Annotated in this window: 23 protein-coding genes; 11 read left to right on the top strand and 12 right to left on the bottom strand. The window is 59.1% G+C overall.

Annotated elements, in window-relative coordinates:
- Nucleotides 1-56 precede the first annotated feature (56 nt).
- Entirely contained in the window at nucleotides 57-1,247 is a 1,191-nt protein-coding gene (pgk, locus tag GS612_RS05255) for a phosphoglycerate kinase (RefSeq protein WP_171639292.1), read from the bottom strand.
- A 133-nt stretch (nucleotides 1,248-1,380) separates the two neighbouring features.
- Here pgk and GS612_RS05260 point away from each other — a divergent pair, with 133 nt between their 5' ends.
- Both GS612_RS05260 and GS612_RS05265 read left to right on the top strand, forming a co-directional pair.
- A complete protein-coding gene (locus tag GS612_RS05260) occupies nucleotides 1,381-1,887 on the top strand; it encodes a peptidylprolyl isomerase (protein WP_152458298.1) in 507 nt (168 codons plus the stop codon).
- The gene (locus GS612_RS05265; protein ID WP_171639293.1) at nucleotides 1,880-2,437 is read left to right on the top strand and encodes a peptidylprolyl isomerase; all 558 of its coding nucleotides are present in this window, start codon (nucleotides 1,880-1,882) and stop codon (nucleotides 2,435-2,437) included. Before GS612_RS05260 ends, GS612_RS05265 begins: the two co-directional genes overlap by 8 nt.
- A 62-nt stretch (nucleotides 2,438-2,499) precedes the next feature.
- Here the strand turns inward: GS612_RS05265 and aqpZ are convergent, their stop codons facing one another.
- The 6 genes from aqpZ to GS612_RS05295 all read right to left on the bottom strand — a co-directional run bounded on the left by aqpZ (nucleotide 2,500) and on the right by GS612_RS05295 (nucleotide 7,594).
- Nucleotides 2,500-3,189 carry an aquaporin Z gene (gene aqpZ, locus GS612_RS05270; RefSeq protein WP_171639294.1) on the bottom strand — a complete coding sequence of 230 codons (690 nt, stop codon included), beginning with the start codon at nucleotides 3,187-3,189 and terminating at the stop codon, nucleotides 2,500-2,502.
- 113 nt (nucleotides 3,190-3,302) lie between these two features.
- Nucleotides 3,303-4,112 (bottom strand): zinc-dependent peptidase, encoded by an 810-nt coding sequence (locus GS612_RS05275; RefSeq protein WP_171639295.1) that lies wholly within the window; start codon nucleotides 4,110-4,112, stop codon nucleotides 3,303-3,305.
- 121 nt (nucleotides 4,113-4,233) lie between these two features.
- Nucleotides 4,234-4,734, bottom strand: coding sequence for a polymer-forming cytoskeletal protein (locus GS612_RS05280; protein WP_171639296.1), 501 nt, complete (start codon nucleotides 4,732-4,734; stop codon nucleotides 4,234-4,236).
- Nucleotides 4,724-6,055, bottom strand: coding sequence for a DUF5930 domain-containing protein (locus tag GS612_RS05285; RefSeq protein WP_171639297.1), 1,332 nt, complete (start codon nucleotides 6,053-6,055; stop codon nucleotides 4,724-4,726). Before GS612_RS05285 ends, GS612_RS05280 begins: the two co-directional genes overlap by 11 nt.
- Nucleotides 6,056-6,229: 174 nt before the next feature.
- The gene (locus tag GS612_RS05290; protein WP_371809326.1) at nucleotides 6,230-7,048 is read right to left on the bottom strand and encodes a ferritin-like domain-containing protein; all 819 of its coding nucleotides are present in this window, start codon (nucleotides 7,046-7,048) and stop codon (nucleotides 6,230-6,232) included.
- 84 nt (nucleotides 7,049-7,132) lie between these two features.
- A complete protein-coding gene (locus GS612_RS05295) occupies nucleotides 7,133-7,594 on the bottom strand; it encodes a peroxiredoxin (RefSeq protein ID WP_171639299.1) in 462 nt (153 codons plus the stop codon).
- Between the two features lie 68 nt (nucleotides 7,595-7,662).
- Here GS612_RS05295 and GS612_RS05300 point away from each other — a divergent pair, with 68 nt between their 5' ends.
- From GS612_RS05300 to GS612_RS05315, 4 genes are all read left to right on the top strand, one after another.
- Nucleotides 7,663-11,049 (top strand): DUF3971 domain-containing protein, encoded by a 3,387-nt coding sequence (locus tag GS612_RS05300; protein ID WP_371809298.1) that lies wholly within the window; start codon nucleotides 7,663-7,665, stop codon nucleotides 11,047-11,049.
- A 42-nt stretch (nucleotides 11,050-11,091) separates the two neighbouring features.
- On the top strand, nucleotides 11,092-12,138 hold the full coding sequence (gene queA, locus GS612_RS05305; RefSeq protein WP_171639300.1) for a tRNA preQ1(34) S-adenosylmethionine ribosyltransferase-isomerase QueA: 1,047 nt from the start codon (nucleotides 11,092-11,094) through the stop codon (nucleotides 12,136-12,138).
- A 111-nt stretch (nucleotides 12,139-12,249) separates the two neighbouring features.
- Complete coding sequence (locus GS612_RS05310) at nucleotides 12,250-13,521, top strand: MFS transporter (protein WP_171639301.1); 1,272 nt, start codon at nucleotides 12,250-12,252, stop codon at nucleotides 13,519-13,521.
- A gap of 109 nt (nucleotides 13,522-13,630) precedes the next feature.
- Nucleotides 13,631-14,206, top strand: coding sequence for a DUF924 family protein (locus tag GS612_RS05315; protein WP_152458288.1), 576 nt, complete (start codon nucleotides 13,631-13,633; stop codon nucleotides 14,204-14,206).
- A 43-nt stretch (nucleotides 14,207-14,249) separates the two neighbouring features.
- Here the strand turns inward: GS612_RS05315 and GS612_RS05320 are convergent, their stop codons facing one another.
- Nucleotides 14,250-14,684 (bottom strand): hypothetical protein, encoded by a 435-nt coding sequence (locus GS612_RS05320; protein WP_171228116.1) that lies wholly within the window; start codon nucleotides 14,682-14,684, stop codon nucleotides 14,250-14,252.
- A 213-nt stretch (nucleotides 14,685-14,897) separates the two neighbouring features.
- Here GS612_RS05320 and lpdA point away from each other — a divergent pair, with 213 nt between their 5' ends.
- The gene (lpdA, locus tag GS612_RS05325) at nucleotides 14,898-16,292 is read left to right on the top strand and encodes a dihydrolipoyl dehydrogenase (protein WP_171639302.1); all 1,395 of its coding nucleotides are present in this window, start codon (nucleotides 14,898-14,900) and stop codon (nucleotides 16,290-16,292) included.
- A gap of 153 nt (nucleotides 16,293-16,445) precedes the next feature.
- Here lpdA and GS612_RS05330 read toward each other — a convergent pair whose 3' ends face one another.
- On the bottom strand, nucleotides 16,446-17,831 hold the full coding sequence (locus tag GS612_RS05330; RefSeq protein WP_171639303.1) for a dipeptidase: 1,386 nt from the start codon (nucleotides 17,829-17,831) through the stop codon (nucleotides 16,446-16,448).
- A 325-nt stretch (nucleotides 17,832-18,156) separates the two neighbouring features.
- Here GS612_RS05330 and hemA point away from each other — a divergent pair, with 325 nt between their 5' ends.
- The 3 genes from hemA (at nucleotide 18,157) to ispG (ending at nucleotide 21,917) form a co-directional block, all read left to right on the top strand.
- A complete protein-coding gene (gene hemA, locus GS612_RS05335) occupies nucleotides 18,157-19,380 on the top strand; it encodes a 5-aminolevulinate synthase (protein ID WP_171328057.1) in 1,224 nt (407 codons plus the stop codon).
- A gap of 129 nt (nucleotides 19,381-19,509) precedes the next feature.
- A complete protein-coding gene (locus tag GS612_RS05340; protein WP_152458283.1) occupies nucleotides 19,510-20,715 on the top strand; it encodes a helix-turn-helix domain-containing protein in 1,206 nt (401 codons plus the stop codon).
- Between the two features lie 71 nt (nucleotides 20,716-20,786).
- Nucleotides 20,787-21,917 carry a flavodoxin-dependent (E)-4-hydroxy-3-methylbut-2-enyl-diphosphate synthase gene (ispG, locus tag GS612_RS05345; protein WP_171639304.1) on the top strand — a complete coding sequence of 377 codons (1,131 nt, stop codon included), beginning with the start codon at nucleotides 20,787-20,789 and terminating at the stop codon, nucleotides 21,915-21,917.
- Between the two features lie 18 nt (nucleotides 21,918-21,935).
- On the opposite strand, the gene GS612_RS05350 is transcribed toward ispG, so the two are convergent.
- The 3 genes from GS612_RS05350 to GS612_RS05360 are packed head-to-tail and all read right to left on the bottom strand — an operon-like array spanning nucleotide 21,936 to nucleotide 25,168.
- On the bottom strand, nucleotides 21,936-23,006 hold the full coding sequence (locus tag GS612_RS05350; RefSeq protein WP_171639305.1) for an agmatine deiminase family protein: 1,071 nt from the start codon (nucleotides 23,004-23,006) through the stop codon (nucleotides 21,936-21,938).
- A gap of 24 nt (nucleotides 23,007-23,030) precedes the next feature.
- A complete protein-coding gene (locus GS612_RS05355; protein WP_171639306.1) occupies nucleotides 23,031-23,789 on the bottom strand; it encodes a DsbA family protein in 759 nt (252 codons plus the stop codon).
- Nucleotides 23,786-25,168: a M48 family metalloprotease gene (locus GS612_RS05360; protein WP_171639307.1), complete on the bottom strand. Its 1,383-nt coding sequence runs from the start codon at nucleotides 25,166-25,168 to the stop codon at nucleotides 23,786-23,788. The genes GS612_RS05355 and GS612_RS05360 overlap by 4 nt, the downstream gene beginning before the upstream one ends.
- Here GS612_RS05360 and GS612_RS05365 point away from each other — a divergent pair.
- Nucleotides 25,167-26,330 (top strand): pyridoxal phosphate-dependent aminotransferase, encoded by a 1,164-nt coding sequence (locus GS612_RS05365; RefSeq protein WP_171639308.1) that lies wholly within the window; start codon nucleotides 25,167-25,169, stop codon nucleotides 26,328-26,330. The two genes, GS612_RS05360 and GS612_RS05365, sit on opposite strands and share 2 nt — an antisense overlap.
- Nucleotides 26,331-26,363: the final 33 nt, after the last annotated feature.

Raw genomic sequence — 26,363 nt, forward strand, 5'->3', positions numbered from 1 at the left:
TCAAAAGGGGATACTACCATGGACCATATCAGGCGATCAAAGGCGGCAAGCGGTGCTTACTGATCCAGCGCTGCGACACCGGGCAGCGTTTTGCCTTCCATCCATTCCAGAAACGCGCCACCCGCGGTCGAGATATAGGTAAAATCCTTGGCGGCTCCCGAGGCGTTCAGGGCAGCAACCGTGTCTCCACCCCCGGCGACCGAGATCAGCTGGCCTGAACGGCTGAGCGCGGCCGCCTTCAAGGCGGCGGCATTGGTGGCGGCGTCGAACGGTTCCAGTTCGAATGCGCCCAGCGGTCCGTTCCAGATCAGGGTTTTGCTTTTTTCGAATATCTCGATGATCGCGGCCACGCTTTCGGGGCCGGCGTCCAGGATCATGCCATCGTCGGGGCATTGATCCGCGGGCAAAACCTGATGCGGGGCATTGGCTTCAAACGTTTCGGCCACCACGACGTCACGCGGCAGAACGATCTGGCAGCCGGTGCTTTCGGCTTTGGCCAGAATTTCGGCTGCGGTGTCCTTCATCGCCGTTTCGGCCAGCGATTTTCCGACGCTGACACCTTGCGCGACAAGGAACGTATTGGCCATGCCGCCACCGATCACCAGATAATCGACCTTGTCGATCAGATTGCCCAGCAATTCCAGCTTGGTCGAAACCTTGGCCCCGCCCACAACCGCTGTTACGGGGCGTTCGGGCGCGCCTAACGCGCTTTCCAGTGCCTGCAACTCGGCCTGCATCAAACGACCGGCACAGGCGGGCAGCAGGCGCGCGATGGCCTCGGTCGAGCTGTGGGCCCGGTGCGCCGCTGAAAACGCGTCGTTGCAGTACACGTCACCCAGCCTGGCCATACCTGCGGCCAGATCAGCATCGTTCTTGGTTTCGGCCGCGTGAAAACGCGTGTTCTCGAGCAACAGAACCTGGCCGGGCTGCAACGCCTGTGCCGCCAGTTCGGCCTCGGTTCCGACACAGTCGGCGGCAAACAGGACTTTGGCGTCAAAAGCGCTTTCGAGGGTCGGAACCAGTTGCTTGAGCGACAGGTTCTCGCGCCGCTCTCCTCCGGGGCGACCGAAATGGGCCAGAAGGATCGGTTTGCCGCCTGCGGCCAGAATGTCGCGCACCGTTGGCACGATTCTCTGGATACGGGTGGCGTCGGTCACAACACCGTCAACCACGGGCACGTTGATATCCACACGCACAAGTACGCGTTTGCCGTTCAGGTCCATATCGTCCAGTGTTTTCCAGCCCATTGTGCGATCCTTGTCATTGGCAAATGATTTAGGCGGTTCTTTTCCTGCAATTTGCCCTCAGGTCAATGCGTCACTTGGCATTCGTACGCGTGCGTCATAGGTATTTGCGCAAGATAAACGACAGGAGGGCCTCATGGCCGAGATCAAGGATCCCGAAAACACGATCATCATCGAGCTGAAAGACGGCAATGTCGTCATCGAGCTGCTGCCGGATGTGGCGCCTTTGCACAGCGCGCGGATGAAAGAACTGGCCCGCAGCGGAGAATACGACAACGTGGCCTTTCACCGAGTGATCGACGGCTTCATGGCCCAAACCGGTGACGTGCAGCATGGCGACATGGAAGATGGGTTCAACCTGCGGATGGCGGGGACCGGCGGTTCGTCGCTGCCGAACGTACCGGCAGAGTTTTCCAAACTGCCCCATGATCGCGGCACTTTGGGCGCCGCCCGGTCGCAGAACCCGGATTCGGCCAACTCTCAGTTCTTCATCAACTTCAAGGACAACCATTTCCTGAACGGCCAGTACACCGTTTATGGCCGCGTCATCGAAGGCATGGAGCATGTGGACGCAATCGTTCGTGGCGAGCCGCCTGCGAACCCCGACCGCATGATCAGCGTCAAGGTGGCCGCAGATGTATAAGCTTGCCGCCGCCTTTGCCCTGCTGGCAAGCCCGGCGCTGGCCAGCGGTTTGCAGATCGAGGTCGAAGGAGAAGGGGCCAATGGCACGATCTCTATCGATCTGTTCGAAGATGTCGCGCCGAAGCACGTGGAACAGATCACGGCACTGGCTGCGGACGGCAAGTATGATGGTGTGGTGTTCCACCGCGTGATCGAAGGTTTCATGGCCCAGACCGGCGATGTTCAATACGGCAATTCCACCGCGAACGGCTTTGACATGCGGTATGCCGGGCGTGGTGGGTCAGACCGCCCGGATCTGCCGGCCGAGTTTTCTGACCTGACCTTTGATCGTGGCGTGGTCGGCATGGCCCGGTCGCAGAACCCGGATTCAGCCAATTCGCAGTTCTTCATCATGTTCGAACCCGGCCCGTTTCTGGATGGCCAGTACACCGTGGTCGGTCAGGTGACCGACGGTATGGACGTGGTGGATGCGATCAAACGGGGGCATTCCCAGACCGGAGCGGTCACGGGCCAGCCCGACGTGATGAAAAAAGTCACCGTCACCGAATGAGCCGAAGCAGCCCGGCGTTCCAAAGAGCGCCGGGCTGTTTCTTACGGTCGATTGAACGAAACTCAATCGTCTTGTGACATCGCTTTCCAGATGACCGCACCGATCGCGCCGCCGATCAGCGGGGCCACCCAGAACAGCCACAGCTGTGACAGGGCAGGGCCGTCGGCAAACAGGGCGACGCCTGTGGACCGGGCCGGGTTGACCGAAGTGTTGGTGACCGGAATTGATACCAGGTGGATCAGGGTCAAGGCCAGACCAATTGCGATGGGGGCGAAACCGGCCGGCGCCTTGTCCGAGGTTGCACCCAGGATGATCAGGATGAAGAAAGCGGTCATCACGATTTCGATCACCAGAGCGGACATCAAAGAATACCCGCCGGGTGAGGCCTCACCATATCCGTTGGACGCAAATCCCCCGACGCCGGCGAACTCGGGCGCACCGCTGACGATCAGATACAGAACCACTGCGGCGGCGATTGCGCCGATGACCTGAGCGATCCAGTAGGGCAGCAGATCCTTTGCCGGAAACCGCCCGCCGATCATAAGGCCCAGGCTGACCGCCGGATTGAAGTGCCCGCCCGAGATATGGCCAACCGTGTAAGCCATTGTCAGAACCGTCAGGCCGAAGGCGAAGGAAACGCCAAGCCACCCAATGCCGACATCTGCAACGCCCGCTGCCAATACGGCACTGCCGCAACCTCCGAGAACCAGCCAGAAGGTGCCGAAGAACTCGGCCAGTAGTTTTGATGACATGAAATTTCCTCCACAATGTAATGAGCTTAAGTGTAGTTCATAAATTAACTTTTGTTAAATTGTGCAGAACGGGGAATTTTCCCGGCACCCTCGCACCAGGGGTCGAAAAGCCCTTAGCGCCATTGAGAAGGGTCCAGGTGAAACAGCTTGGACAGTTGCTTGTAAACCTCCGGGTCCGACCTGCGCAGGGCCTTTGGTCGCTCAAAGAACACTTCAACCGAAACGGCAAAAAACTCCTCGTGCCCTTCCGCGCCATAGGGGTCGATTACGGTTGGCTGCCCGGATTCAACGGCGCGGACATGCGCGTCATAGGCTGTCAGGAATGCGGATTCCCATTCTGAAAAGCTTTGGTCGTCGCTAAGTACGGGCACTCCGTTGGCCGACCCTGTCAGATCGTCGATCTGGTGTGCAAATTCGTGAAACACAACATTTTGGCCGTCATGATCGTTCATGGCCCCGCGCTGGCTATGCGCCCAGGACAGGATCACCGGGCCGCGGTTCCAGCTTTCCCCTGTGCGCACGATTTCCTTCTCGGTGACGACATAGCCGCTGTGCCGGCTCTGCCTGGATTTGAATGCGCTGGGATAGATCAGGATGGTGGTCAGATTGTCATACCAGAGATCGGTATTCACAACCAGCAGACAGGCTTGCGCGGCGATGGACAGTTGCATGTCTTCGGTAACGTCCAGACCGTCACACCCAATGAATTCGACCTGATCAAGGAACAAGTTGATCTTGCCCTCCAGCTTTGCGCGCAGGCCCTTCGGCAGCTTTCGCAAGATCGGGACCTGAGCGTCGACAAGCTGCCGTTGTCTGTCAGTCAACGGCGCGGCCAACAGGGCGTGGCGCGCCTGTCGTTTGGACCAGAAGTAAAAGGCCAGACCTGCGGCGATCACCGCAACAAGTGTCAGAAAAATCAACATGACCCGACCCTAACGTGATCCCGGCGGGATCAAAACAAGTTTCCCGGGTACAGGCTGTGGCGCAAAAAAGAAACGCCGCTGGTCTCCCTGCGGCGTTTCCGATCTGACCTGAAGGGTCGAATTACTGTTTGACGTCTGCTGCCGGGTTCGTTCCGGCTTTGGCGCTGCGGCCCGGATTCAGCGGATCGTCCTGGCGCTGTACAGACCCTTCGAAATGCGCTCCGCTTTCGATGGCGATGGTCTTGTGGATGATGTCGCCTTCGACACGAGCGGTCGATGTCAGACGCACCTTGAGACCACGTACGCGACCCACGATACGTCCGTTGATCACGACGTCATCTGCGGTGACTTCACCTTTGATCGTTGCCGATTCACCAATTGTCAGAAGGTGAGCGCGGATGTCGCCTTCGACTGTGCCTTCCACCTGTATGTCACCAGAGGTTTTGATATTGCCAGTGATGTGCAGATCCGAAGACAAAACCGACGCAGGCGGCTTGGGCTTGGGTGCGGTGGCAGGCTTCGACTCGGTCGGTGCAGGGGCCGCTGGGGTCGCCGGAGCGGCTGGTTTGGCCGCCTCGGGTGCCTTGGATGCGGGCTCGTTGATTTTGCTTTTAGAAAACATTTCTCGCAGCCTTGATGTAAGTCATTGGGTTTACGGGTTTTCCGTTCACGCGCACCTCATAGTGCAGATGCGTGCCGGTCGACCGTCCGGTGCTACCCATATCAGCAATATGATCCCCGCGCGAGACCCTTTGACCAACCTTCACGTTGATCTTGGTGTTATGAGCGTAAAGTGTCTCAATTCCGAATGCGTGCTTGATTTTCACAAGCCGTCCGAAACCGGATTGCCAGCCTGCATGGGTAACGACGCCGTCTGCGGTCGCAAAGATATCCGTGCCTTGCGGCCCTGCGAAATCGACCCCGTTATGCATCCGGCGACCACCGGTTTTGGGGTCGCGCCGGCTGCCATAGCCGCTGGTGAAACGCACGGCCGAATGTACAGGATTGGCAAAGGGGGCCTTTTCCGCCGCAAGTCGGTAAAGGTTCAGCTGATCCATCTGTTTCAGCAATGTATTCGCGCGGGCTTCCTCGGCGGACAACTCGTCCACCTCACCGCGCGTGCTAAGGGATAAAGGGGTCAGCGGACCGCCCATACCGCTGTATCCGCGCCGGACCTCTTCGATGATACGGTCTGTTGGCATTCCCGCCTGACGGAACATCTTGTCCAGCGGCTCGACCGAGATCACCATGGCCTCTTCCAGCTGCCGGAAAATCTCGTCGCTGCGTTCCTGCATAAGGCGAATTTCCAGCTCAAGATCATCGCGCTGGTCCAGTGCCTCGCGGGCGTCGGCGGCGATCTGATCGCGTTCCTCGGCCGTACGCGCCAGAGCGTCCGTCATGAAGGCCATCTGTACCGGCGCGCTGGAGGCCGTTACGTACATGTCAGCGTAGCTGTTTTCCTGCTTCAGCGCCGCCAGTTCCTTCCGCGCATCTTCCCGCTGTTTCATGGTTGTGCGCAGCGTGGTCTGAATGACTTCGATCCCCGTCTCAAGTTCGCGACGGCGGTTTTCCGAGGCCAGCAGTTCGGACTGCATGGCGGATATCTGTTCCAGTGCGGCGTTGAATCGATCCTGAGCGGCGAGGGCTTCCTGCGCACGGGCGTCGCGTTCTGCGGACAGGACATTCAATCGTTCCTGATAGGTTGCCTGGTCGCGTTTCGCCTGTTCCCGGAAGTTGCCCGAACCGATGCTGTCCATAAGCAGAATGGCAGTTGCGACCGCGGTCCATCCGACCATGACGGCAACACCGGCCACCGCGACCACCTGCGTTTCCGAGCTGAGACGGATAAAACGTGTATCTTTGTCAGACTTCAGAAAAACCCGGCGTTCCGGAAAGTACCGTTCAAATGCGGAGTGTATTTTTATTGCCAGACGTGTTCGCACGCGTCCTACCTCTCATCCCCAAGATCGGGACCGGTTGTGAGTGCCGGCCGCTCCTTGGGCCGACTGCATAAAGGGCAGGCAGCGTTCGGGCAAGTTTGTTGATCAGTCTGGCGCCAACTGCGTAGAAATCCCCCCAAAGATCGGCGGGAAATTGCCGAAAAGCATGTTGAGGCGTCAGTTGGTGATATCGCCGGGCGCGGGTAGGTCTTCGGTCAGCGGCCAGTAGAAATCGGGCGGCAACCCGGCCTCAGCCCGTTTTTCCTCGTTGAAGGGTGGTTTGAGGACGCCGTGGAAGTACCGGCGTACCAATGCGTGAAACACATCCTTGGGGTCCGTGTTTTCCCGGCCGCACAGGAAGTGAAACCACTTGGACCCATAAGCGACATGGCCGACTTCTTCGGCATAGATCACCTCAAGTGCCGCGATGGCCTGCTCAGACTTGGCCTTGCGAAAAATCTCGATCATGCCGGGGGTCACATCCAGACCACGCGCTTCGAGCACCATCGGCACGACCGCAAGCCGTCCCATCAGGTCGTCTGCGGTGTCTTCGGCCGCGCGCCACATGCCCGAATGGGCGGGCAAGGCGCCATAGTGGCTGCCCATCTGTTCCAGACAATCGCAGACCATCTCGAAATGGCGCGATTCCTCTTCGGCGCATTTTACCCAATCGTCATAAAACCCGATCGGCATCGGCACATGGCCAAAGCGGGCAATGATATCCCAATGCAGATCGACGGCGTTCAGTTCGATATGCGCCACGGCGTGCAAAAGGGCGATGCGGCCCGCCTCGGTGCTCGGTTTGCGCTTTGGTACCTCGCGCGGAGACAGGAGTTCTGGCCGTTCCGGGCGCGCGGGTCGCAGCGGGGGTGACGCCGTCCCGATCTCGATCGGGGGCGCGTCGCCCTTGCGCGACGCAAACCACGCGGCGGCGTGCTGTTTGGACAGGGCGGTCTTTTCCCGACCTTCTGCCGTTGCAAGAACTTCGGTCGCCATCTGGGTCAGCGATTTGGACACCATTATTCTCCGCCTGGTTGATCCTGTGGCTCTTAAACCGGATGGCGACCGTGGTCGAGGGCGTTACATCGCGCGCACGGCTTCCAGCACCTCGTCCACGTGGCCGGGAACTTTGACCTTGCGCCAAACGCGGGCAATTTTGCCTTCGGGGTCGATGATGAAGGTCGAACGCTCAATCCCCATCGACTTGCGCCCGTACATGTTCTTTTCGACCCACACGCCGTAGTCTTCACAGACGGTCGCGTTCTCATCCGACAACAGCGGTGTTGTCAGCCCATGTTTGGCGACGAATTTGTCATGTTTGGCGACGCTGTCGCGCGAGATGCCGAAAACTTGTGCGCCCGCATCGGCAAAGGCCTGAAGTTGTTCCGAGAAACCGATGGATTCCTTGGTGCAGCCCGGCGTATCATCGCGGGGGTAGAAAAACAGAACCACGGTGCTACCGCGCAACGCCGAAAGCGTCACCTCGCCGCCGCCGTCGCGCGGCAAAGTGAAGTCAGGGGCGATGTCTGAAATGTCGGGCATTGGAAACTCCGCTAAAGGTTTTTAAAGGCTGCCTGATATCATAGGGCAACGCGTGCGGGTTGGAAGGCGTGGACAGCAATTTGAAGCAGCACGAAGACGGTGACGGAGCACGGCCCGTTAAGCCCGTGCGCCGTCGGTCTCGCCGTCGGGCCGCTGGTCTGTGGGCCATGCGCGGCACTTTCGTGCTGGTGTTGCTGGCGCTGTTCACCGGTTTCATGGTTGTCGGGCAAAGAATGCACGCCCCCGTCTGGCTGCGGGACAGGGTCGAGGCGCGGCTTGAACAGGCTTTGGGCGGGCTGCAAATCCGGTTTGGCGATGTCAGTTTCATCATTCACGAGGGATGGCGACCCCGTCTGCGTCTGACCGATGTGGCCATCAGCGACGCGGCGGGTCGGCAAATTGCGCAAGTGTCCGACATGCGCGCCAGTCTGGCCATGCGCCCCTTGTTGCGAGGGCACGTCCGCCCCAAAAGGATAATTCTGAGAGGGGCGCAGATCGCCGTGACCCGAGACAAGGACGGGGCGCTGAGCCTTACGGTCGGGTCCGGCAGCGCACCGGTGCAGGAGGCCCCGAACCTGGCACAGCTTATCGAGGCTTCGGATCAGGTTTTCCTGTCTCCGGCGCTATCGGCGCTGACCTCGGTCCAGCTTGATGCGATCACACTGGATTATCGCGATCTTCGGCAGGGGCGGTCCTGGATTCTGGACGGTGGGCATATTCAAGCCAACCGAGCCGGCAACGAAGTGCGCTTGGCAACCGGGTTTTCGGTTCTGGCGGGGCGTGACTATGTCAGTGCCATCGAGGCCAATTATACAAGCGTTCTGGGCACACCTGCCGCACAATTCGGAATCTCGGTCACCGATCTTCCGGCCGAGGACATCGCGGGCCAAACGCCAGCCCTTGCCTGGTTGCAGGTTCTGCGGGCCCCGATCTCGGGTGCCTTGCGCGGTGGTGTCGATGAAAACGGAGCGATCGGAACTTTGTACGCCACGCTGAATCTGGGGGCGGGGGCGGTGCAGCCAAACCCGGAAACACGCCCGGTTCCCTTCGAATCCGCACGCACCTATTTCACCTATGATCCCAAAGGCCAGATCCTGGATTTCAACGAAGTTTCGGTGGTCTCGGCCTGGGGTGAGGTTCAGGCTGACGGAAAGGCGTATCTGGAAGGTGCAGAAGATGGCGTGCTGGACAGCCTGTCTGCACAGTTGCGGCTGTCCGGTATCAACGTGAACCCGGCAAACCTGTTCCCGCAACCTATTCAGCTTTCGCGGGCCAGCCTGGATTTCAAGATGGTCCTCAACCCGTTCCAGCTGCATCTGGGTCAGATGACCATTGAAGATCCGGGTCACACGGTGCGTGCCTTTGGCGTCCTGACCGGGCGGCCGGATGGCTGGGCCGTCAAGCTGGACGCACATCTGGACCAAATGACGTCGGACAAGGTTCTGGGATACTGGCCCGAACGTCTGGCACCGAAACCGCGAGAGTGGGTGACCGAAAACCTGTACGAAGGGGTTCTGTCGGATATGGACTTTGCCCTGCGCCTGCTGCCCGGATCGAAACCGGATCTATATCTGGATTTCGGATTTGAAAAGGCGAAGATTCGGTTTGTCAAAACGCTGCCGCCGATCGAAAAGGCGCAGGGTCAGGCCAGCCTGATCAACAGCAGGTTCACGGTCACTGCACAGCAGGGTGTTGTGATTGCGGATGACGGCGGTGCTGTTGATGCGTCGGGGACGTCCTTCATCATACCCGACACGGATATCAAGAAATCCGCGCCTGCGATTGCGCGCATTCAGGCCAAAGGCAGCGTGACGGCCGCGTTGTCGTTGTTGGACAGGCCTCCGCTGGAATTGCTCAGCAAGGCGGGGTTGCCCGTTGACGTAGCGAAAGGAACGGTGTCGCTGGCGGGAACTCTTTCCTTGCCTTTGAAAAAGGGTCTCAAGTTTGACGAGACCGAGTTCCATTTCGACGGAAGGTTGGCCAACCTGTTCAGTGACCGCTTGGTGCCCGGATTTGACGTTAGTGCTGATCTTCTGGACCTTTCTGGTGATCAGTCCGGCGTTCAGATTCAGGGGCAGGGGCAGTTCGGGGACGTACCGCTGACGGCGCTCTGGCAGCAGCCGATAGACGGCAAGTCGGAACAGCGAAGCACCCTGACCGGTCAGATCGAGCTGTCGCCGCGATTGATGGATGAGATCGGCGCCGGTCTACCTCCGGGTATGCTGACCGGCAAAGGGATTGCAGATATCACGTTGGGGCTCGGCGCCGGGGTTGCCCCGAAATTGTCCGTCACGTCCGATTTGCAGGGCGTCGCGCTGGCCATACCCGAACTTGGTTGGAGAAAGGGGGCCAATTCGACCGGCTCTCTGACGGCCGAAGCGACTTTGGGATCGCAGTTGAAGGTGGATAGCCTGCGCATAAATGCAGCCGGATTGCGTACATCTGCCTCCATTACGTTTCGTGAAAACGGCGAATATGACCGGGTTCGCTTCACCTCTTTCGACCTCGGCGACTGGCTGGCGGTCCCGGCAGAGCTGATCGGGCGCGGAAACGCCATGCCGGACATCCGTGTGCTTGGCGGCGTCCTTGATATGGGCCGCGCGAATTTCGGCGAAAGCGGCGGATCGGGCGGCGGGGGCGGCGCCGGGCCGAAACTGGACGTGGCTCTGGATCGCCTTCAGGTTACGGAAACCGTCGCGCTGACCGGGTTCCGGGGCGCATTTCAGACGACCGGCGGAATACAAGGGAACTTCACCGCGCAGGTCAATGGCGGCGCGCCGGTCAGGGGGCAGGTCAGCCCCAGAGGGAACCGAAGTGCTGTTGACCTGACGTCGCAAGATGCGGGGTCCGTGCTGCGATCAGCCGGAGTACTGACACAGGCGCGGGGCGGAGAAATGAATCTCAAGCTCGAACCCGTGACGGCACCGGGCAGCTATGACGTGATGCTGAAAATCACCAACACACGGATTACCGACGCCCCGGCCATGGCGGCCTTGCTGAATGCCATCAGCCTTGTGGGCCTGTTGGATGAAATGGCGGGGCAGGGTATCTTTTTTGCAGCAATCGACAGCCGGATGCGTGTCACCCCCACGGACATCAAGGTGCTCAGCGGCAGTGCTGTCGGCCCGTCGATGGGCCTGTCTTTTGATGGCACCATCGATACGGTGAACGGATTGCTGAACCTGCGCGGTGCGATCTCGCCCATATACTTGCTCAACGCGGTCGGCAGCGTGTTCACGCGCAAGGGCGAGGGCGTCTTTGGCTTCAACTACACCCTGACCGGCCCGCTTGCCTCGCCCAAAGTGTCGGTAAATCCGTTGTCCGGTCTTGCACCTCTGTTCCTGCGCGACCTGATGCGCGCGCCGGCACCCAAAGTTCAGGATGGTCCGAACGCAGTGCCGCAGAAACCGGATGAACCCAAACGCACATTCGGCTCATCCCCAAGTGACCGCTGACAGGATATGGCCGAATCTAATGCAGGGTTGTAAGGCGCGGGCATGAAACTTAGCGATTTTGATTTCCATCTGCCCGAAGACCTGATCGCCACGCGGCCGGCCAGCCCGCGTTCCTCTGCACGTCTGCTGGTGGCGCAGGGGGATGCAATCACGGACAGCCATGTTTTCGACCTGCCCGATTTTCTGCGGCCAGGTGACCGGCTGGTGTTGAATGACACACGGGTCATTCCGGCGCGACTGAACGGCCGACGCCACCGGGACAGCGCGCAGGGGCCGGTTTCCGCAGGGATCGAAGCCACTTTGCTTGATCCACAGGCCGATGGCACGTGGTCTGCGTTGATCAAGCCGCTCAAGAAGGTGAAGCTTGGGGAAGAGATTGTCTTCTCGGATGATCTCAGCGCCGCGCTGGACAGGGTTGCGGATGGCCAGGCTTATCTGCGCTTCAATCTCAGCGGCGAGGATTTCGACGCGGCGCTGGATCAGGCCGGAGCAATGCCTCTGCCGCCCTACATCGCAGCCAAACGTCCGGCTGATGAACGGGACAAGACGGATTATCAGACCATCTGGGCAAATCATTCCGGTGCCGTGGCCGCCCCGACGGCATCATTGCATTTCGATGAGGCGCTGATGAAGGCGCTGGCAAAACGGGGGGTAAGCTTCACGCATGTGACGCTTCACGTGGGGGCAGGGACTTTTCTTCCGGTCAAGGTTGAGGATGTCACAACACACAAGATGCATGCTGAATGGGGGCAGGTAAGCCCCGACGCCGCCGCTGAGATACAGGCAACCAAGGTCGCCGGCGGGCGGGTGATCCCAGTGGGGACAACGGCTTTGCGACTGATCGAAAGTGCGGCAAGGTCAGGAAAGATCGAACCCTGGGAAGGCGAAACGGATATCTTCATCTATCCCGGTTTTGAATTCCATGTCACTGACGCGTTGATGACCAATTTTCACCTGCCGAAATCCACGTTGCTCATGCTGGTTTCGGCACTGATGGGGCAGGATCGGATGCGCGATGTCTACGCGCATGCCATCGCCCGGAAATACCGGTTCTTTTCCTATGGCGACGCGTCGCTTTTGATCCCTTGAGAGGCGCGGAAACAGCATCGCGGATCGGGAATGTCGTAGACAAGCGCGACGTAGGCGGTCTTTGATCGCAGAACGACACTAAAATCAGGTTGGCATTAGTCGGAGGCCCCAATGATTCAGGTCCTTTCCAGCGCATGGGCGCTGCTGCTCGGCATGGGGTTGCTGATGGTCGGAAACGGCCTTCAGGGCACGATTCTGGGTGTGCGGGGTGAGATCGAAGGCTTTTCGACCCTTGAGATGTCTTTTGTCATGTCGGCCTATTTTCTGGGCTTTCTGGGCGGCTCACGCCTTGCGCCCGAGATGATCCGGCGCGTTGGCCACGTGCGGGTCTTTGCGGCCCTTGCGTCATTTATTTCGGCCGTGATGATCATGTATCCCATGCTGACCAACCCGATCGCGTGGGCTTTGGGCCGGGTGGTGATCGGGTTCTGTTTTTCTGGCGTCTATGTCACTGCCGAAAGCTGGCTCAACAATGCGGCCAGCAATGAAAATCGCGGGCAGGCGCTGTCGCTCTATATGATCGTCCAGATGACGGGGATCATCAGTGCGCAGGCGCTTGTTCTGGTCGGCGACCCGGCTGGTTATGAGACGTTTGTGATCGCCTCGATCCTGGTTTCGGTATCCTTCGCACCCATTTTGCTGTCGATCTCGCCGACACCAGCCTTTGACACCACCAAACCGATGACCCTGAAGGAATTGCTGAAGACCTCTCCGCTGGGCTGCGTGGGCATGTTTCTTCTGGGGGGCGTGTTTTCGGCGCAGTTCGGCATGGCGGCGGTGTATGGCGCCCGGGCAGGGCTGTCGCTTGTTGAAATTTCGACCTTCGTTGCGGCGTTTTATATCGGCGCAGTGGTTCTGCAATACCCTTTGGGCTGGTTCTCGGACCGTATGGATCGCCGCTTTCTGATCCTGCTTGTGGCGCTCGCCGGTGCCGGTGGCGCAACGATCGCGATGATGATGGGTGGATCGTTTCCAATTCTGCTTGCCTCGGCTTTCCTGATCGGCGGTACGTCCAACCCGCTATATTCACTGCTGATCGCGCATGCGAATGACTTTCTGGATCACGAGGACATGGCGGCCGCATCCGGTGGGCTGGTATTCATCAACGGTCTGGGCGCGATTGCCGGGCCGGTGATCACCGGCTGGCTGATGGGGGATGCCGTATTCGGGCCACCGGGCTTTTTTCTCTTTATTGCGGCACTGTTACTCGCAATGGCACTTTACGCTCTGTATCGGACGACGCAGCGGGCATCGATTCCTGTGGACGAAACCGGCACAATGTCGACGCTGTATCCAACAGCCTCGCCAGTTGCGTTTGAAGTGGCACAGGAAGTCGCCATCGAAGCCGCCGAGGCCGAACAGGCTGAGCAGGAAGATGCCTAGGACACAGGATTATGTCGCAAGTGTTGCAATATGTTACTGTAACAGTTCTGTAAAACGGCCTTAAATGACGTTACGTCCAAACTACGGGCACAAGACGGAGTTTAAGGCAATGGTAACGCCTGAAGAAGTATTGAGTTTTTGGTTAGATGAGGTGGGTCCAAAGGGCTGGTACATAGAGGATGAAGCGCTGGATTCAGAAATCCGCGCACGTTTTCAATCAACGTGGGAGGCTGCGGCCGAGGGCAAGTTTTCGCTCTGGCTGACCTATCCCAGCGGGTCACTGGCTTACATAATTTTGACGGACCAGTTTCCACGCAACATGTTCCGCGGGCAAGCGCGTGCTTTCGCGACGGACCGAGCGGCCCTGGCAGCTGCAAAATGCGCGGTGGACAGAGGTTGGGACAAGAAGATCGATGAACCGGCCCGGCAGTTCTTTTACCTGCCGATGATGCATTCGGAAAATCTGTGCGATCAGGAACGCTGCGTGCGTCTGATCTGTCAGAACCTGAGCGGCGATACAAGCAATCTGCTGCACGCCCGTGCGCATCGCGAAGTGATCCGCAAGTTCGGTCGTTTCCCTTACCGGAACAAAGCACTGTCGCGCAGCTCGACCCCCCATGAAGAGGCTTACGTCGACATGGGCGGCTATGGCAGCACTGTGCGAGAGCTGCAAGCAATGGCCTGAGACCGTACAAAGGTTTTGAGCCTCTGTTGTTAGTGCGGGGGTCTCAGGCTCCCGGCTCGCACCCTTTGAACGACAAGACCCGTTCGGACGCGATGTCTGCTCCGGTCTGTATGGCTTGGGCGATCAAAACCTCTGGTGTCTCTGCAAGTTCTGTGAATCGCTCCTGCGCAGTTTGTAGCTTTTGTTCAACCGCGTTCAGGCGGCGCAATGTTGCCTGGATATTTTGAGCGGTTTGACTGTCCGTAACTTGGTTTTCCCTCATCAGCGTCGTTAAATCACCGCGCAACGCGGAAAGCTCGCCCCGAATGCCCTTCGCTTCATCCCGAATAGGGGCAAGAACTTGCACTGTCTCTGAGAATTCCGCCGAGACGCTTTCGACTTTCGATGCCAGCTTCCAGCCTAAAAACAAGCACAGCGCCACAAGTATCAAAGTTGCGTTTAGCAGAGCAAGCGCCAGATCTTTTAGTGTTTTGGCCATGGTAAACCCCTTGAATTCAATGTGTTCACAAATGTCCGAGCGGCGTCGGCGTTTCTGTTCTAGCCATAGCATGGGCCTGCGTATAGGCTGAAATCCGCATATTCAGGCATGGTTTACCCTGCGTCTCATTTGTCGCGGGAAGGCGTGTTGATGCGTTTCTGGAAATAGTTTAATGGTAAACTAAATTTTCACCACCTGCGCCGAGAGGAACACATGGCTGCACAATCCTATGATCTGATCGTAATCGGGGCTGGCCCCGGTGGCTATGTCGCCGCCATCCGTGCGGCCCAGCTTGGTCTGAAAACCGTCGTGGTCGAGCGCGAGCACCTTGGTGGCATCTGCCTGAACTGGGGGTGCATTCCGACCAAGGCATTGCTGCGGTCCTCCGAAGTGTTCCATTTGATGGAACGCGCCAAGGATTTCGGATTGAAGGCCGACAAGATCGGTTACGATCTTGACGCGGTCGTCAAGAGGTCCCGTGGTGTTGCCGGGCAGCTTTCGGGCGGCATCGGCCACCTGCTGAAAAAGAACAAGGTCGCCGTGGTGATGGGTGAGGCGACGATCCCCGCAAAAGGCAAGGTCAGCGTCAAGACCGACAAAGGCATCGAAGAACTGTCGGCCAAGAACATCATTCTTGCAACCGGCGCACGGGCCCGCGAACTGCCCGGTCTCGAGGCTGACGGCGATCTGGTCTGGACGTACAAGCACGCGCTGCAACCGCCCCGGATGCCAAAGAAGCTGCTGGTCATCGGCTCGGGCGCGATCGGAATCGAATTTGCCAGTTTCTACAACACGCTGGGGGCCGACACGACGGTGGTCGAGGTGATGGACCGCGTGTTGCCCGTGGAAGATGCGGAAATCAGTGCCTTGGCTAAGAAAGCCTTCACCAAACAAGGCATGACCATCATGGAAAAAGCCATGGTCAAGAAGTTGGATCGCGGCAAGGGCAAGGTCACCGCTCATATCGAGGTCAAGGGCAAGGTTGAAAAGCACGAGTTCGACACCGTTATCTCGGCTGTCGGGATTGTTGGGAATGTCGAAAACCTCGGGCTCGAGGCGCTGGGCGTCAAGATCGACCGCACGCATGTGGTGACGGATGAATATTGCCGCACCGGCGTCGATGGCCTTTATGCGATCGGTGACATCGCGGGCGCGCCCTGGCTTGCACATAAAGCCAGCCACGAAGGTGTCATGGTTGCTGATCTGATCGCGGGCCAGCACGCGCATCCGGTCAAGCCCGAAAGCATCGCCGGATGTACCTATTGTCAGCCGCAAGTGGCCTCGGTGGGATATACCGAAGCCAAGGCCAAAGAGCTGGGTTACGACATCAAAGTCGGTCGCTTCCCCTTCATCGGCAACGGCAAGGCCATTGCTCTGGGCGAACCGGAAGGTCTGATCAAAACCGTGTTCGACGCCAAGACAGGCGAATTGCTGGGGGCCCATATGATCGGCGCGGAAGTTACGGAACTGATTCAGGGCTATGTGGTTGGGCGGCAGCTGGAGACGACCGAAGAAGACCTGATGAACACGGTCTTCCCGCACCCGACTCTGTCAGAAATGATGCATGAAAGCGTGTTGGATGCGTATGGTCGCGTGATCCACATGTAACGTCATGCGCGTGTTGCGGTCGGGCAGGGGGCTCTGCCCCCGCCTTGCTGCGCGCGGCTCCCCCGGGATATTTTGGGCCAGATGAACAAGGGATCCTTTATTCATCTGGCGGCAAATATCCCGGAGCGCGAGGCAGAGCCTCGCTGAAATCCGTTACCTGTTCAAAGCATCCAGAATGCGGGCCCAAGAACGGATGCCCTTGTGGAAGCTTTTGACGTCGTATTTCTCATTCGGCGAATGGATGGCGTCATCCTCGTTGGCATAGCCGACCAGCATCGAATCCAGCCCCAGAACGGTATTGAAATACCCGACGACGGGGATCGAGCCGCCCATGCCGGTAAACACCGCTTCGCGGTCCCATTCGTCCGAAAGTGCCTTGCGCGCGGCTTCGAATTCCGGGCGATCGATATTCATGACCGAAGCGGGCGAACCTTCCAGGTCATTGTCCCAGACAACTTTTGCATCCGGGGACAGGCGATCCTCGACATGTTTGCGGATCTTGCCGCGCAGCGCGTCGGGGTCCATGTCGCCGACCAGTCGGCACGTGATTTTACAATGCGCTTCCGAAGGGATAACGGTTTTCGAGCCTGCGCCATTGTATCCGCCCCACAGCCCGTTCACCTCAAGTGTCGGGCGTGCCCATTGCTGTTCGAGCGTCGAATAGGCTTTTTCGCCGTGCGGCTGGGTATAGCCGACCGAATTCAGATAATCCGCTTCGTCGAAACCGCAATTCTGCCACTGGCGCAGCTGGTCCTGGGGCACTTCATGAACGCCTTTATAGAAACCATCGACCGCGACACGCCCGGTTTCGTCATCATAGAATGAGGCAACGATCTTCGACAGCTCGCGCAGCGGGTTCAGCCCCGGGCCACCGTAATGGCCGGAATGCAGATCGATGCGGGGCCCGATGATCGTGAACTCGTCCTTCAGCATGCCGCGAAGCTGCGCGGCAATCGACGGAACACCTCGCGACACCATGGATGTATCGCAAACCAGCGCCAGATCCGCTTTGAGTTCGGCCGCGTTTTCTTCGAGGAAGGGGACCAGCGAGGGTGAGCCGGATTCCTCTTCGCCTTCAAAGAAGAAGGTGATGCGGCAGGGCAGGGATCCGTGCACCGCTTTCCATGCGCGGCAGGCTTCGACGAATGTCATCAATTGACCTTTGTCGTCCGATGCCCCGCGCCCGCGGATGACGTGGCCGTGCTCGGTATCTTCGATGGCGGGGTCAAACGGGTCGCGCGTCCAAAGGTTCAACGGATCGACGGGTTGCACATCATAATGGCCATAAAACAGGATATGGGGTGCATCCGAGTCCTCGCCCACATGGCCTACGACCATCGGGTGTCCCGGGGTTTCCCGTTTTTCTGCTGCAATTCCGATACTGTTGAGGTCGGCAACCAGCCAGTCGGCCGCACGGCTGACGTCGGCCTTGTACGCGGGATCGGTTGAGATCGAAGGGATGCGCAGCAGCTCCATCAGGCGGTCGATCGAGGTTTGCAGATCTTCGTCAATCCGGTTCAGCACGGTGTCTAGCGACATGGGGATCTCCTGCTTGTCTGTGTTCGCGCGAACCCTAGCAGCGTTGACGGCGCCGTCCAGAGCGGTTGATCTGAATTGTTCATGCAATCACAAGCCCGCGAATGACGTTGCGCGGGCTGCGTCGTTTCCACGCGTCCGATAGCCGGAACTATACTTGCCGTGAGCATTGCAAACTTATATTTGATGCAAATCAAAGTTGGGTTCACCTGTTCGGCTGTAACCAGCTGAATAAAGTAACACAAAGCTGCTGATACAGGTTAAGCTGTTGGATGTGGCAGACTAATTGCCCAAGGGAAACCGGAAACGGGCATTCAAGGAGGGTCCGTTGGACTATACTGCTCAGCTCGATTCAGCGATTGCCAGGCTGCATGACGAAGGACGTTACCGGACCTTTATCGATATCGAACGTCGCAACGGACACTTTCCGCACGCGGTACGCACGCGCCCGGACGGCTCGCAGCAGAACATCACCGTATGGTGTGGCAATGACTATCTGGGCATGGGCCAGCACCCTGTTGTTCTGAACGCAATGCACGAGGCGGTCGAAGCCGCAGGTGCGGGATCGGGCGGTACGCGCAACATCTCGGGAACAACGGTCTATCACAAACGGCTCGAGGCCGAACTGGCAGATCTGCATGGCAAGGAAGCCGCGCTTTTGTTCACCAGTGCTTATATCGCCAACGACGCCACGCTCAGCACGCTGCCCAAGCTGTTTCCGGGGCTGATCATCTATTCTGACGCGCTGAACCATGCTTCGATGATAGAGGGGGTGCGCCGAAACGGCGGGGCCAAGCGCATCTTCCGTCATAACGACTTGGCGCATCTGCGCGAATTGCTTGAGGCGGACGATCCCGCCGCACCCAAGCTGATCGCGTTCGAGTCCGTCTACTCGATGGATGGCGATTTTGGTCCAATCGAAGAAATCTGCGATCTGGCAGATGAATTCGGCGCGCTGACCTATATCGACGAAGTGCACGCGGTGGGCATGTATGGCCCGCGCGGTGGCGGCGTGACCGAGCGTGACCGGCTGGCACATCGTATCGACATCATCAATGGCACTCTGGCCAAGGCATATGGCGTCATGGGGGGCTATATCGCCGCAAGCGCAAAGATGTGCGATGCCGTGCGGTCTTATGCGCCGGGCTTTATCTTTACGACATCGTTGCCGCCGGCAGTTGCCGCAGGGGCTGCAGCATCCGTTGCGCACCTGAAAACCGCGTCTGAGCTGCGCGAGCAGCACCAGACTCAGGCGAAGATCCTCAAGCTGCGGCTGAAGGGAATGGGCCTTCCGCTGATCGACCACGGCAGCCATATCGTGCCTGTGATCGTCGGCAATCCGGTGCACACCAAGAAGCTCAGCGATATGCTGCTGGACGATTATGGCATTTACGTGCAACCGATCAATTTCCCGACCGTCCCGCGCGGAACCGAACGTCTGCGTTTTACCCCGTCTCCGGTGCACGGACCCGACGAAATGAACCGTCTGGTGCAGGCGATGGACGAACTTTGGTCACATTGTGCGCTAAATCGCGCCGAACTTGCCGGATAACCTAACGCCAAAGTGTGCAACGAGTTTGCCGCGTGTTAAGCTTACGCTAACAAAACGAGTAGACGAATCATTCTGGGGATGATTCGCCACTTACGCGAAATACGCGACAGGCAGAATGGGGCAGCAGGGATGATTGGGCGCAGATCTCAGCGCGAATCCGAAGAGGACGTAGATGTCAGACCAAAAGGGTTTGACGACTACGAAGTTCGCCTAGGCGACAAGATGCGCGGTGAACGCGCAACGATGGGCAAATCTCTTCTGGATGTTCAGCGCGAGCTGCGGATCAAAGCCAACTATATAGCTGCAATTGAAAACGCCGACCCCGATGCGTTTGATACACCCGGCTTTATCGCCGGGTATGTGCGTTCCTATGCGCGCTATCTGGGTATGAACCCCGATGAGACCTTCGCGACTTTCTGCGAGGAAAGCGGATTTGAGGTTGCGCATGGCATGTCCGCAGAGGCCTCGGTGGTGCGGAAACCTTCAGGGGCTTTGCCTGCGCGCGGCCCGATGGGGCGGGATCCGTTCATTTCGCCCAATACGCCCTATATCCCGGGCAAGGAGTCTCTGGTCAGTCAGATTGAACCTCGTGCAATCGGCTCGTCGCTGGTTTTGCTCGCGGTGATCGGTGGCATTGGCTATGGCGGTTGGGCTGTTTTGAACAAGATTCAGCAAGTACAGGTCAGCCCGGTTGAACAGGCACCGGTGGTTCTGTCTGATCTGGATCCGCTGGATGCGGCGCGCAGCAACGTGTCAGATGATGTTACGGAAGTAGCAAGCGCAGAAGCACTGGACCGTCTCTATCGTCCGCAGGCGCTGGATGTTCCGGTGCTGGTCTCGCGGGATGCTCCGATCTCAACGCTTGATCCGCGCGAGGTTGGAACCTTCCGCCCGCCCGAATTGCCGCAGTTCGAAGTGGCTGAACTGCACACGGTCGAAAAACCGGCCCTGCCGCAAGTGGTCGAACAGATCGATACCACGCTCAAGATCGTGGCAGTTGACCCCGCCTGGATGCGTGTGACGGCTGCGGATGGCAGCGTCATTTTCGAAGGTACGCTGGGAACCGTCGAGCAAGGCAGTGTATTCGAAGTGCCCCTGACAGAAGAACCGCCGACATTGCGTGCGGGCGCGTCGGGATCGGTATATTTCGCGATGAACGGTGAACATTACGGCCCGGCGGGTGCTCCGGGAACTGTCGCCAAGGGTGTCGTTCTGTCGAAAGACGCCGTGTCCGAGGCCTATGCCGTCGCCGATCTGGAGGCGGAACAGAACAGTGCGCTCAAGCAACTGGTGGCGGAACTGCAAACCGAGGCGACAGAAACGCCCGCCGAGTGATCTAGCCATTGCGATAACCCCGTTGCCGAACTATCTACAGTCGCAACTCAGGCAGACGCGGATCCGTCCTTATGTCCCTCAATCACGTGCGCCCATGGCGCGACATCTATCGTCGTAAATCCCGTCAAATCATGGTCGGCAACGTCCCCGTTGGTGGCGATGCACCCATTGCCGTTCAAACCATGACCAATACGCTGACCACCGATGTGGCGGCGACCGTGGCGCAGGTGCAGGCGGCGGCCGAGGCGGGTGCGGATATCGTTCGCGTATCGGTTCCTGACGAAGCGTCGTCCAGGGCGCTGAAACAGATCGTTCGGGAAAGCCCGGTGCCCATCGTGGCGGATATTCATTTCCACTATCGGCGCGGGATCGAGGCCGCCGAAGCGGGCGCTGCCTGTCTGCGCATCAACCCCGGCAATATAGGCGACGAAACCCGCGTAAAAGAAGTCATCCAGGCGGCGCGCGACCACAACTGTTCGATCCGCATCGGCGTGAACGCGGGCAGCCTGGAAAAGCACCTGCTTGAAAAATATGGCGAGCCGTGCCCCGAGGCGATGGTCGAAAGCGGGCTGGAACATATCCGCATCCTTCAGGACAATGATTTTCACGAGTTCAAGATCAGCGTAAAGGCCAGCGACGTGTTCCTGTCGGCCGCGGCCTATCAGGGCATTGCCGAGGCGACGGATGCCCCCATCCATCTGGGCATTACCGAGGCCGGAGGGCTGGTCAGCGGCACGATCAAATCGGCCATCGGGTTGGGCAACCTGCTGTGGATGGGGATCGGCGACACGATCCGCGTCAGCCTGTCTGCTGATCCGGTGGAAGAGGTCAAGGTCGGGTTTGAAATCCTCAAATCCCTTGGCCTGCGTCATCGGGGCGTCAATATCATCTCGTGCCCATCCTGCGCGCGACAGGGTTTTGATGTCATCAAAACCGTCGAGGCGCTGGAACATCGCCTTGAACACATCAAGACGCCGATGAGCCTGTCGATCATCGGATGCGTGGTCAACGGGCCGGGTGAAGCGCTCATGACCGATGTTGGTTTCACCGGCGGCGGGGCAGGGTCCGGCATGGTCTATCTGGCCGGCAAAGCCAGCCACAAGATGTCGAACGACCAGATGATCGATCACATCGTGGAAGAGGTCGAGAAAAAGGCGGCTGAACTGGATGCGGCGGCTGAAGCGGCTGAAGCGGCTGAATAGCATGTTTCTTCGCGACATTTAAAAACCGGGCATCTGTTGTGTAGCGCAATGGATGCCGCCGCCAAGCTCTCCCAGCACATCCACGTCAAGCGTCACGACTTCACGCCCAGGGTGGTGCCTTGCAAGCGTTTCCGACGCGATCCTGTCTGTTTCCGAGTCTCCGAACCGGGCCGCAATCACACCGCCATTGCAGACGTAGTAATTGGCATAAGAGGCCACGAAATCCGGGTCTTCGACACGGCGGAAATGCGGCTCGGGTATCACGTCCATGTTGATGCCCGCGGCAATGAGACGATCATGGGTGTCCAGCGCGGCCATGTGGAAAGGATCATCTTTGTCCGGTTCATCCGGCAAGTTGATGATGCCGCGACCGGGGCCGGTAAAGCGGGCCAGACTGTCAATGTGATAGTCGGTGATATCTTCGCCCCAGACTCCTTCGGACCAGATCATGCGTTTGGCCCCATAGGCCGCCAACAACCGGGCTTCGATCTCGTCCCGAGTGAGGCCGGGATTGCGGTTGTCATTCACCCAAGAGCTTTCATGCGCCATTAGCGTCCCATGCCCATCCTGCTCGACGCCACCGGCTTCGCCGATCAGCCCGGTCGGCAACAGGGGCAGACCCAGCCTTTCGGCCACTCTGCCGGCAATTTTCGCATCATGTGCGTGAACCTGTTTTCTTCCCCACCCATTGAACTGGATCTGTTGGACCGCAAGCGCGCCACGGGTATTGATCGCAAAGACCGGGCCTGCGTCCCGGCACCACAGATCTTCGGTCGGGACATCCCAGATCTCGACCGCCGCAGAAAGCCGTTTGCTGATGTCTGCGTGATGTTCCGATCCGGCGAGCATTGTGACGGGTTCAAAAGCAGAGATCGTGTTTGCGATTTCCGCAATGGTCCCCTGTACCATTTCCAGAAAAACGGGATCGCGATATACGGTGCGGCTGACCGGCCATTGCATGAAAGTGCGTTCATGCCGGGCGTCTTCGGCCGGCACGTGGAAGCCTGTCGCGGACTGCGCAATAGACTGGCCAGAGAAACACGTCATACCCAATGCTCCTCCGGCCAGCAGAAATTCCCGCCGCTTCATGGCACGTCGCCGACAGATCCGGCCTTAGCCGCGTTCGGCACGTATACCGTTAACGATCTGCTGCATCTGATCGGCTGGCAAATAGCCACGCAGCATCTCTGTGCCCAACACGAACGAAGGCGTGCCCGAGATCTGCATCCGCTGGGCCAGAGCACGGGTGCGCGCAATCTCATCCGTAACGCGATCGCTGTCCATCGCCGCGATGATCTCGTCGCTGTTCAGCCCCAAACCGTCCGAGATGCGGCGCAGGGCAACTTCGCTTGGCTCGCCGGTGAATTCCAGCAGGGCATCATGGACCTGCTTGTATGCGTCGTCGCCCGCCACGTGTTTGGTGGCCACTGCAAAACGTGAGGACAGCACAGACGCATCACCCAGAATGGGGAATTCCTTGATCACAAGGCGGATGTTGCCGTCTTCTGCCAGCAGGCTGGTAACTTCGGGAACGGCACGGCGGCAATAGCCACACCGGTAGTCCATGAACTCGACCAGCGTGATGTCGCCATCCGGGTTGCCGCCAACCCAGCTGTACCCATCATCGAACAGTTCATCCGCATTGGCGGCGACCAGTTCTTTGTCCGCCGCGGCTTCGGCGACGGCATTGCGCTCTTCCAGAATGTTGATGGCTTCGATGATCACTTCGGGGTTTTCCAGCAGGTATTCGCGCACCTGGGCACCAAATTCCGCCTTCTCAGCATCGTTCATCGCATTCAAGTCCAGCGCCTGCGCCGAGGTCGCCGCCATGGAAAGCCCCAGAAGGGCGGGTGCAGCATGTCTGAGGATCATTTCCGTTTCCTTTTGTCTTTGTCGAGTCGTTCTGCCGCAATCAACACGTCTTGTGCCCTTTGCCAACCCGGTGAACCTTCGGGCAGTCGTGCCACGGCGCGTTTCGCGTGAATTCCGGCATCTTTCAACCGCCCTTGCAGCGCATACCGCTCTGCCGTCACGGTGGATGCCATACCATCATTGCCAACCTGAGCATAGGCCACACCCAGATCCTGCAACAGCCTGGCGTTCCGGTAGTCCCGGGCGCGGGCTTTTTCCAGCACGCTCAGGGCCTGTTTGGTTTGACCCTGCGCCAACAGCGCCCGCCCGTATCCAGCCAGGATAAGCGCATCGTTCGGAGCCATTTCAACAGCGTTCCCATATGCTTCAACAGCCGCGCCTATTTGTCTGTTTTCCAGAAGAATTTGCCCTTTCAGGTCAAAATAGTAGGGGTCGTTCGGGCGCAGCGCCAAGGCCTCGTCGATGGCACGGCGCGCGCGATCCAAATCACGGTTCTGATGATGGGCCGAAGCCTCGCGCATCAGGCGGATGTCCTGAGCGGTTTCTTCTTTGGCGCGCCGTAATGTCCAACTGGGTGAGCGTAAAAAGGCCGACAGTTTGCCTTTGACGCGGGCAAACCAGTAATCGGCATTGGCATTCGGAACGGCCTTGTCGCCGAACTCATCCAGAAACGCTTCGGCGGCGCGCAATCGTTCACGACTGGTGGGATGCGACCGCATGTACGGGTCCTGATTGGCGACGCTCAGCAATTCCTGACCCGCGAATTTTCTGTGCAGCTCCACCATGCCGCTGGGGGAAATCTGAGCCCATCGCAGATAGCTTGCGGCGCTTCGGTCGGCCGAGGCCTCTTCGGCGCGGGTATGGCCCAGAAAGCTGCGGATTGCGGCGCCTTGGGTGCCTGCGGCGATGCCAATGGCGGCTTCACCCCCTCCGGCCGCAGCCGCAAGCAGGGCCAAAGCGGTACCAAGGCCCGCATTGCGCCGCGCCGCCTTCAGGTTTTCGGCGCGGCGGGCCAGATGGCCGTTCGCGATATGCGCGGCCTCATGCGCGATCACCGCTTGCAGCATTTCGGGGCTTTCGACCGTAAGGATCAGCCCGTAATTCAAATAGATGGCGTTGTAGTCGATGACGAATGCATTGAACGTGTTGTCATTGACCACAAGGATTTGAACCCGATTGGTGTTCAGACCGGCGGCGCGCAGAACCGGAAAGGCCAGCTCGCGCAGGCCACGCTCGATATCGGGGTCGCGGATCAGGCTTTGCCCATGGGATTGCGTTGCCGCCGCCAGCCAGACACCAACCGACAGGATCAGAGCCGGGATTGACGTCAGCAGGGATACGCGTTCAAAAGCCATGGCTGCAACATGGGAGATGGGCATGAGAAACTCAACCCGGTCCGGGGTCGATCCCTTCATCGTGATGGACGTGATGGAGGCCGCGCGCCGTGCGGAAGAAGCGGGCCGCCATGTGATTCACATGGAAGTTGGCCAGCCCGGAACCGGCGCCCCCAAGGGCGCGACCGAGGCGCTGGCCAAGGCGATGGATCAAAGCCCGTTGGGCTATACGGTGTCTCTGGGTTTGCCTGCACTGCGAAAGCGTGTCGCGCAGCTTTATGGTGAGTGGTACGATGTGGACCTGAACCCGGGGCGCGTGGTCATCACGCCCGGATCGTCCGGCGGGTTTCTGCTGGCTTTCACGGCATTGTTCGACAGCGGGGATCGCGTCGGAATCGGTGCGCCGGGGTATCCGTCTTATCGCCAGATTCTCAGGGCACTTGGATTGGTGCCGGCCGATCTGCCGACCGCGCCTGAAAACCGTCTGCAACCCGTGGCAGCGGATATTCAGGGAATGGGCCTGAAGGGGCTGATGGTGGCGTCTCCGGCGAATCCTACCGGCACGATGCTGGATCACGCCGCCATGGGGTCGCTGATCGAAGCCGCACACGGGCAGGGGGCATCCTTCATCAGCGACGAAATCTATCATGGTCTGGAATATGAGGCCAAGGCCGTGACCGCGCTGGAACTGACGGATGAGTGCTATGTGATCAACTCGTTTTCCAAGTATTTCTCGATGACCGGTTGGCGCGTGGGCTGGATGGTCGTGCCCGAGGATCAGGTGCGCGTGGTCGAGCGGATAGCCCAGAACATGTTCATCTGCGCGCCGCATGCCAGTCAGGTTGCCGCACTGGCCGCGATGGATTGCGAGGACGAACTGCAAGCCAATCTGGACGTGTACCGCCGAAACCGCGCCCTGATGCTGGACGGGCTGCCCAAGGCGGGCTTTACGAAAATCGCGCCTCCGGACGGGGCTTTCTATGTATATGCCGACGTGTCTGACCTGACCGATGACAGCCGCGCATTTGCGGCCGAGATTCTGGAAAAGGCCGGGGTCGCGGTCACGCCGGGTCTGGATTTCGATCCGCAGCGCGGCCATACGACGTTGCGTTTTTCCTATGCGCGTTCGACGGCCGACATTCAGGACGGGCTGGAACGGTTGCGCGTTTTCATGACCGAGCGGAAGGTGATCGGGGAACCTGCCTGAGCCGTTCACAAATCAGCCCTTGTGGTATAGGCT

Origin of the sequence: Ruegeria sp. HKCCD6157 (assembly GCF_013110685.1) — a bacterium.
Lineage (GTDB): Bacteria > Pseudomonadota > Alphaproteobacteria > Rhodobacterales > Rhodobacteraceae > Ruegeria.

Coding starts and splice junctions, on each gene's coding strand:
- pgk (WP_171639292.1), bottom strand. CDS start 1,247: ATGGGCTGGAAAACACTGGACGATATGGACCTGAACGGCAAACGCGTA.
- GS612_RS05260 (WP_152458298.1), top strand. CDS start 1,381: ATGGCCGAGATCAAGGATCCCGAAAACACGATCATCATCGAGCTGAAA.
- GS612_RS05265 (WP_171639293.1), top strand. CDS start 1,880: ATGTATAAGCTTGCCGCCGCCTTTGCCCTGCTGGCAAGCCCGGCGCTG.
- aqpZ (WP_171639294.1), bottom strand. CDS start 3,189: ATGTCATCAAAACTACTGGCCGAGTTCTTCGGCACCTTCTGGCTGGTT.
- GS612_RS05275 (WP_171639295.1), bottom strand. CDS start 4,112: ATGTTGATTTTTCTGACACTTGTTGCGGTGATCGCCGCAGGTCTGGCC.
- GS612_RS05280 (WP_171639296.1), bottom strand. CDS start 4,734: ATGTTTTCTAAAAGCAAAATCAACGAGCCCGCATCCAAGGCACCCGAG.
- GS612_RS05290 (WP_371809326.1), bottom strand. CDS start 7,048: ATGGCGACCGAAGTTCTTGCAACGGCAGAAGGTCGGGAAAAGACCGCC.
- GS612_RS05295 (WP_171639299.1), bottom strand. CDS start 7,594: ATGCCCGACATTTCAGACATCGCCCCTGACTTCACTTTGCCGCGCGAC.
- queA (WP_171639300.1), top strand. CDS start 11,092: ATGAAACTTAGCGATTTTGATTTCCATCTGCCCGAAGACCTGATCGCC.
- GS612_RS05310 (WP_171639301.1), top strand. CDS start 12,250: ATGATTCAGGTCCTTTCCAGCGCATGGGCGCTGCTGCTCGGCATGGGG.
- GS612_RS05315 (WP_152458288.1), top strand. CDS start 13,631: ATGGTAACGCCTGAAGAAGTATTGAGTTTTTGGTTAGATGAGGTGGGT.
- GS612_RS05320 (WP_171228116.1), bottom strand. CDS start 14,684: ATGGCCAAAACACTAAAAGATCTGGCGCTTGCTCTGCTAAACGCAACT.
- lpdA (WP_171639302.1), top strand. CDS start 14,898: ATGGCTGCACAATCCTATGATCTGATCGTAATCGGGGCTGGCCCCGGT.
- GS612_RS05330 (WP_171639303.1), bottom strand. CDS start 17,831: ATGTCGCTAGACACCGTGCTGAACCGGATTGACGAAGATCTGCAAACC.
- GS612_RS05340 (WP_152458283.1), top strand. CDS start 19,510: ATGATTGGGCGCAGATCTCAGCGCGAATCCGAAGAGGACGTAGATGTC.
- ispG (WP_171639304.1), top strand. CDS start 20,787: ATGTCCCTCAATCACGTGCGCCCATGGCGCGACATCTATCGTCGTAAA.
- GS612_RS05350 (WP_171639305.1), bottom strand. CDS start 23,006: ATGAAGCGGCGGGAATTTCTGCTGGCCGGAGGAGCATTGGGTATGACG.
- GS612_RS05355 (WP_171639306.1), bottom strand. CDS start 23,789: ATGATCCTCAGACATGCTGCACCCGCCCTTCTGGGGCTTTCCATGGCG.
- GS612_RS05365 (WP_171639308.1), top strand. CDS start 25,167: ATGAGAAACTCAACCCGGTCCGGGGTCGATCCCTTCATCGTGATGGAC.
- GS612_RS05360 (WP_171639307.1), bottom strand. CDS start 25,168: ATGCCCATCTCCCATGTTGCAGCCATGGCTTTTGAACGCGTATCCCTG.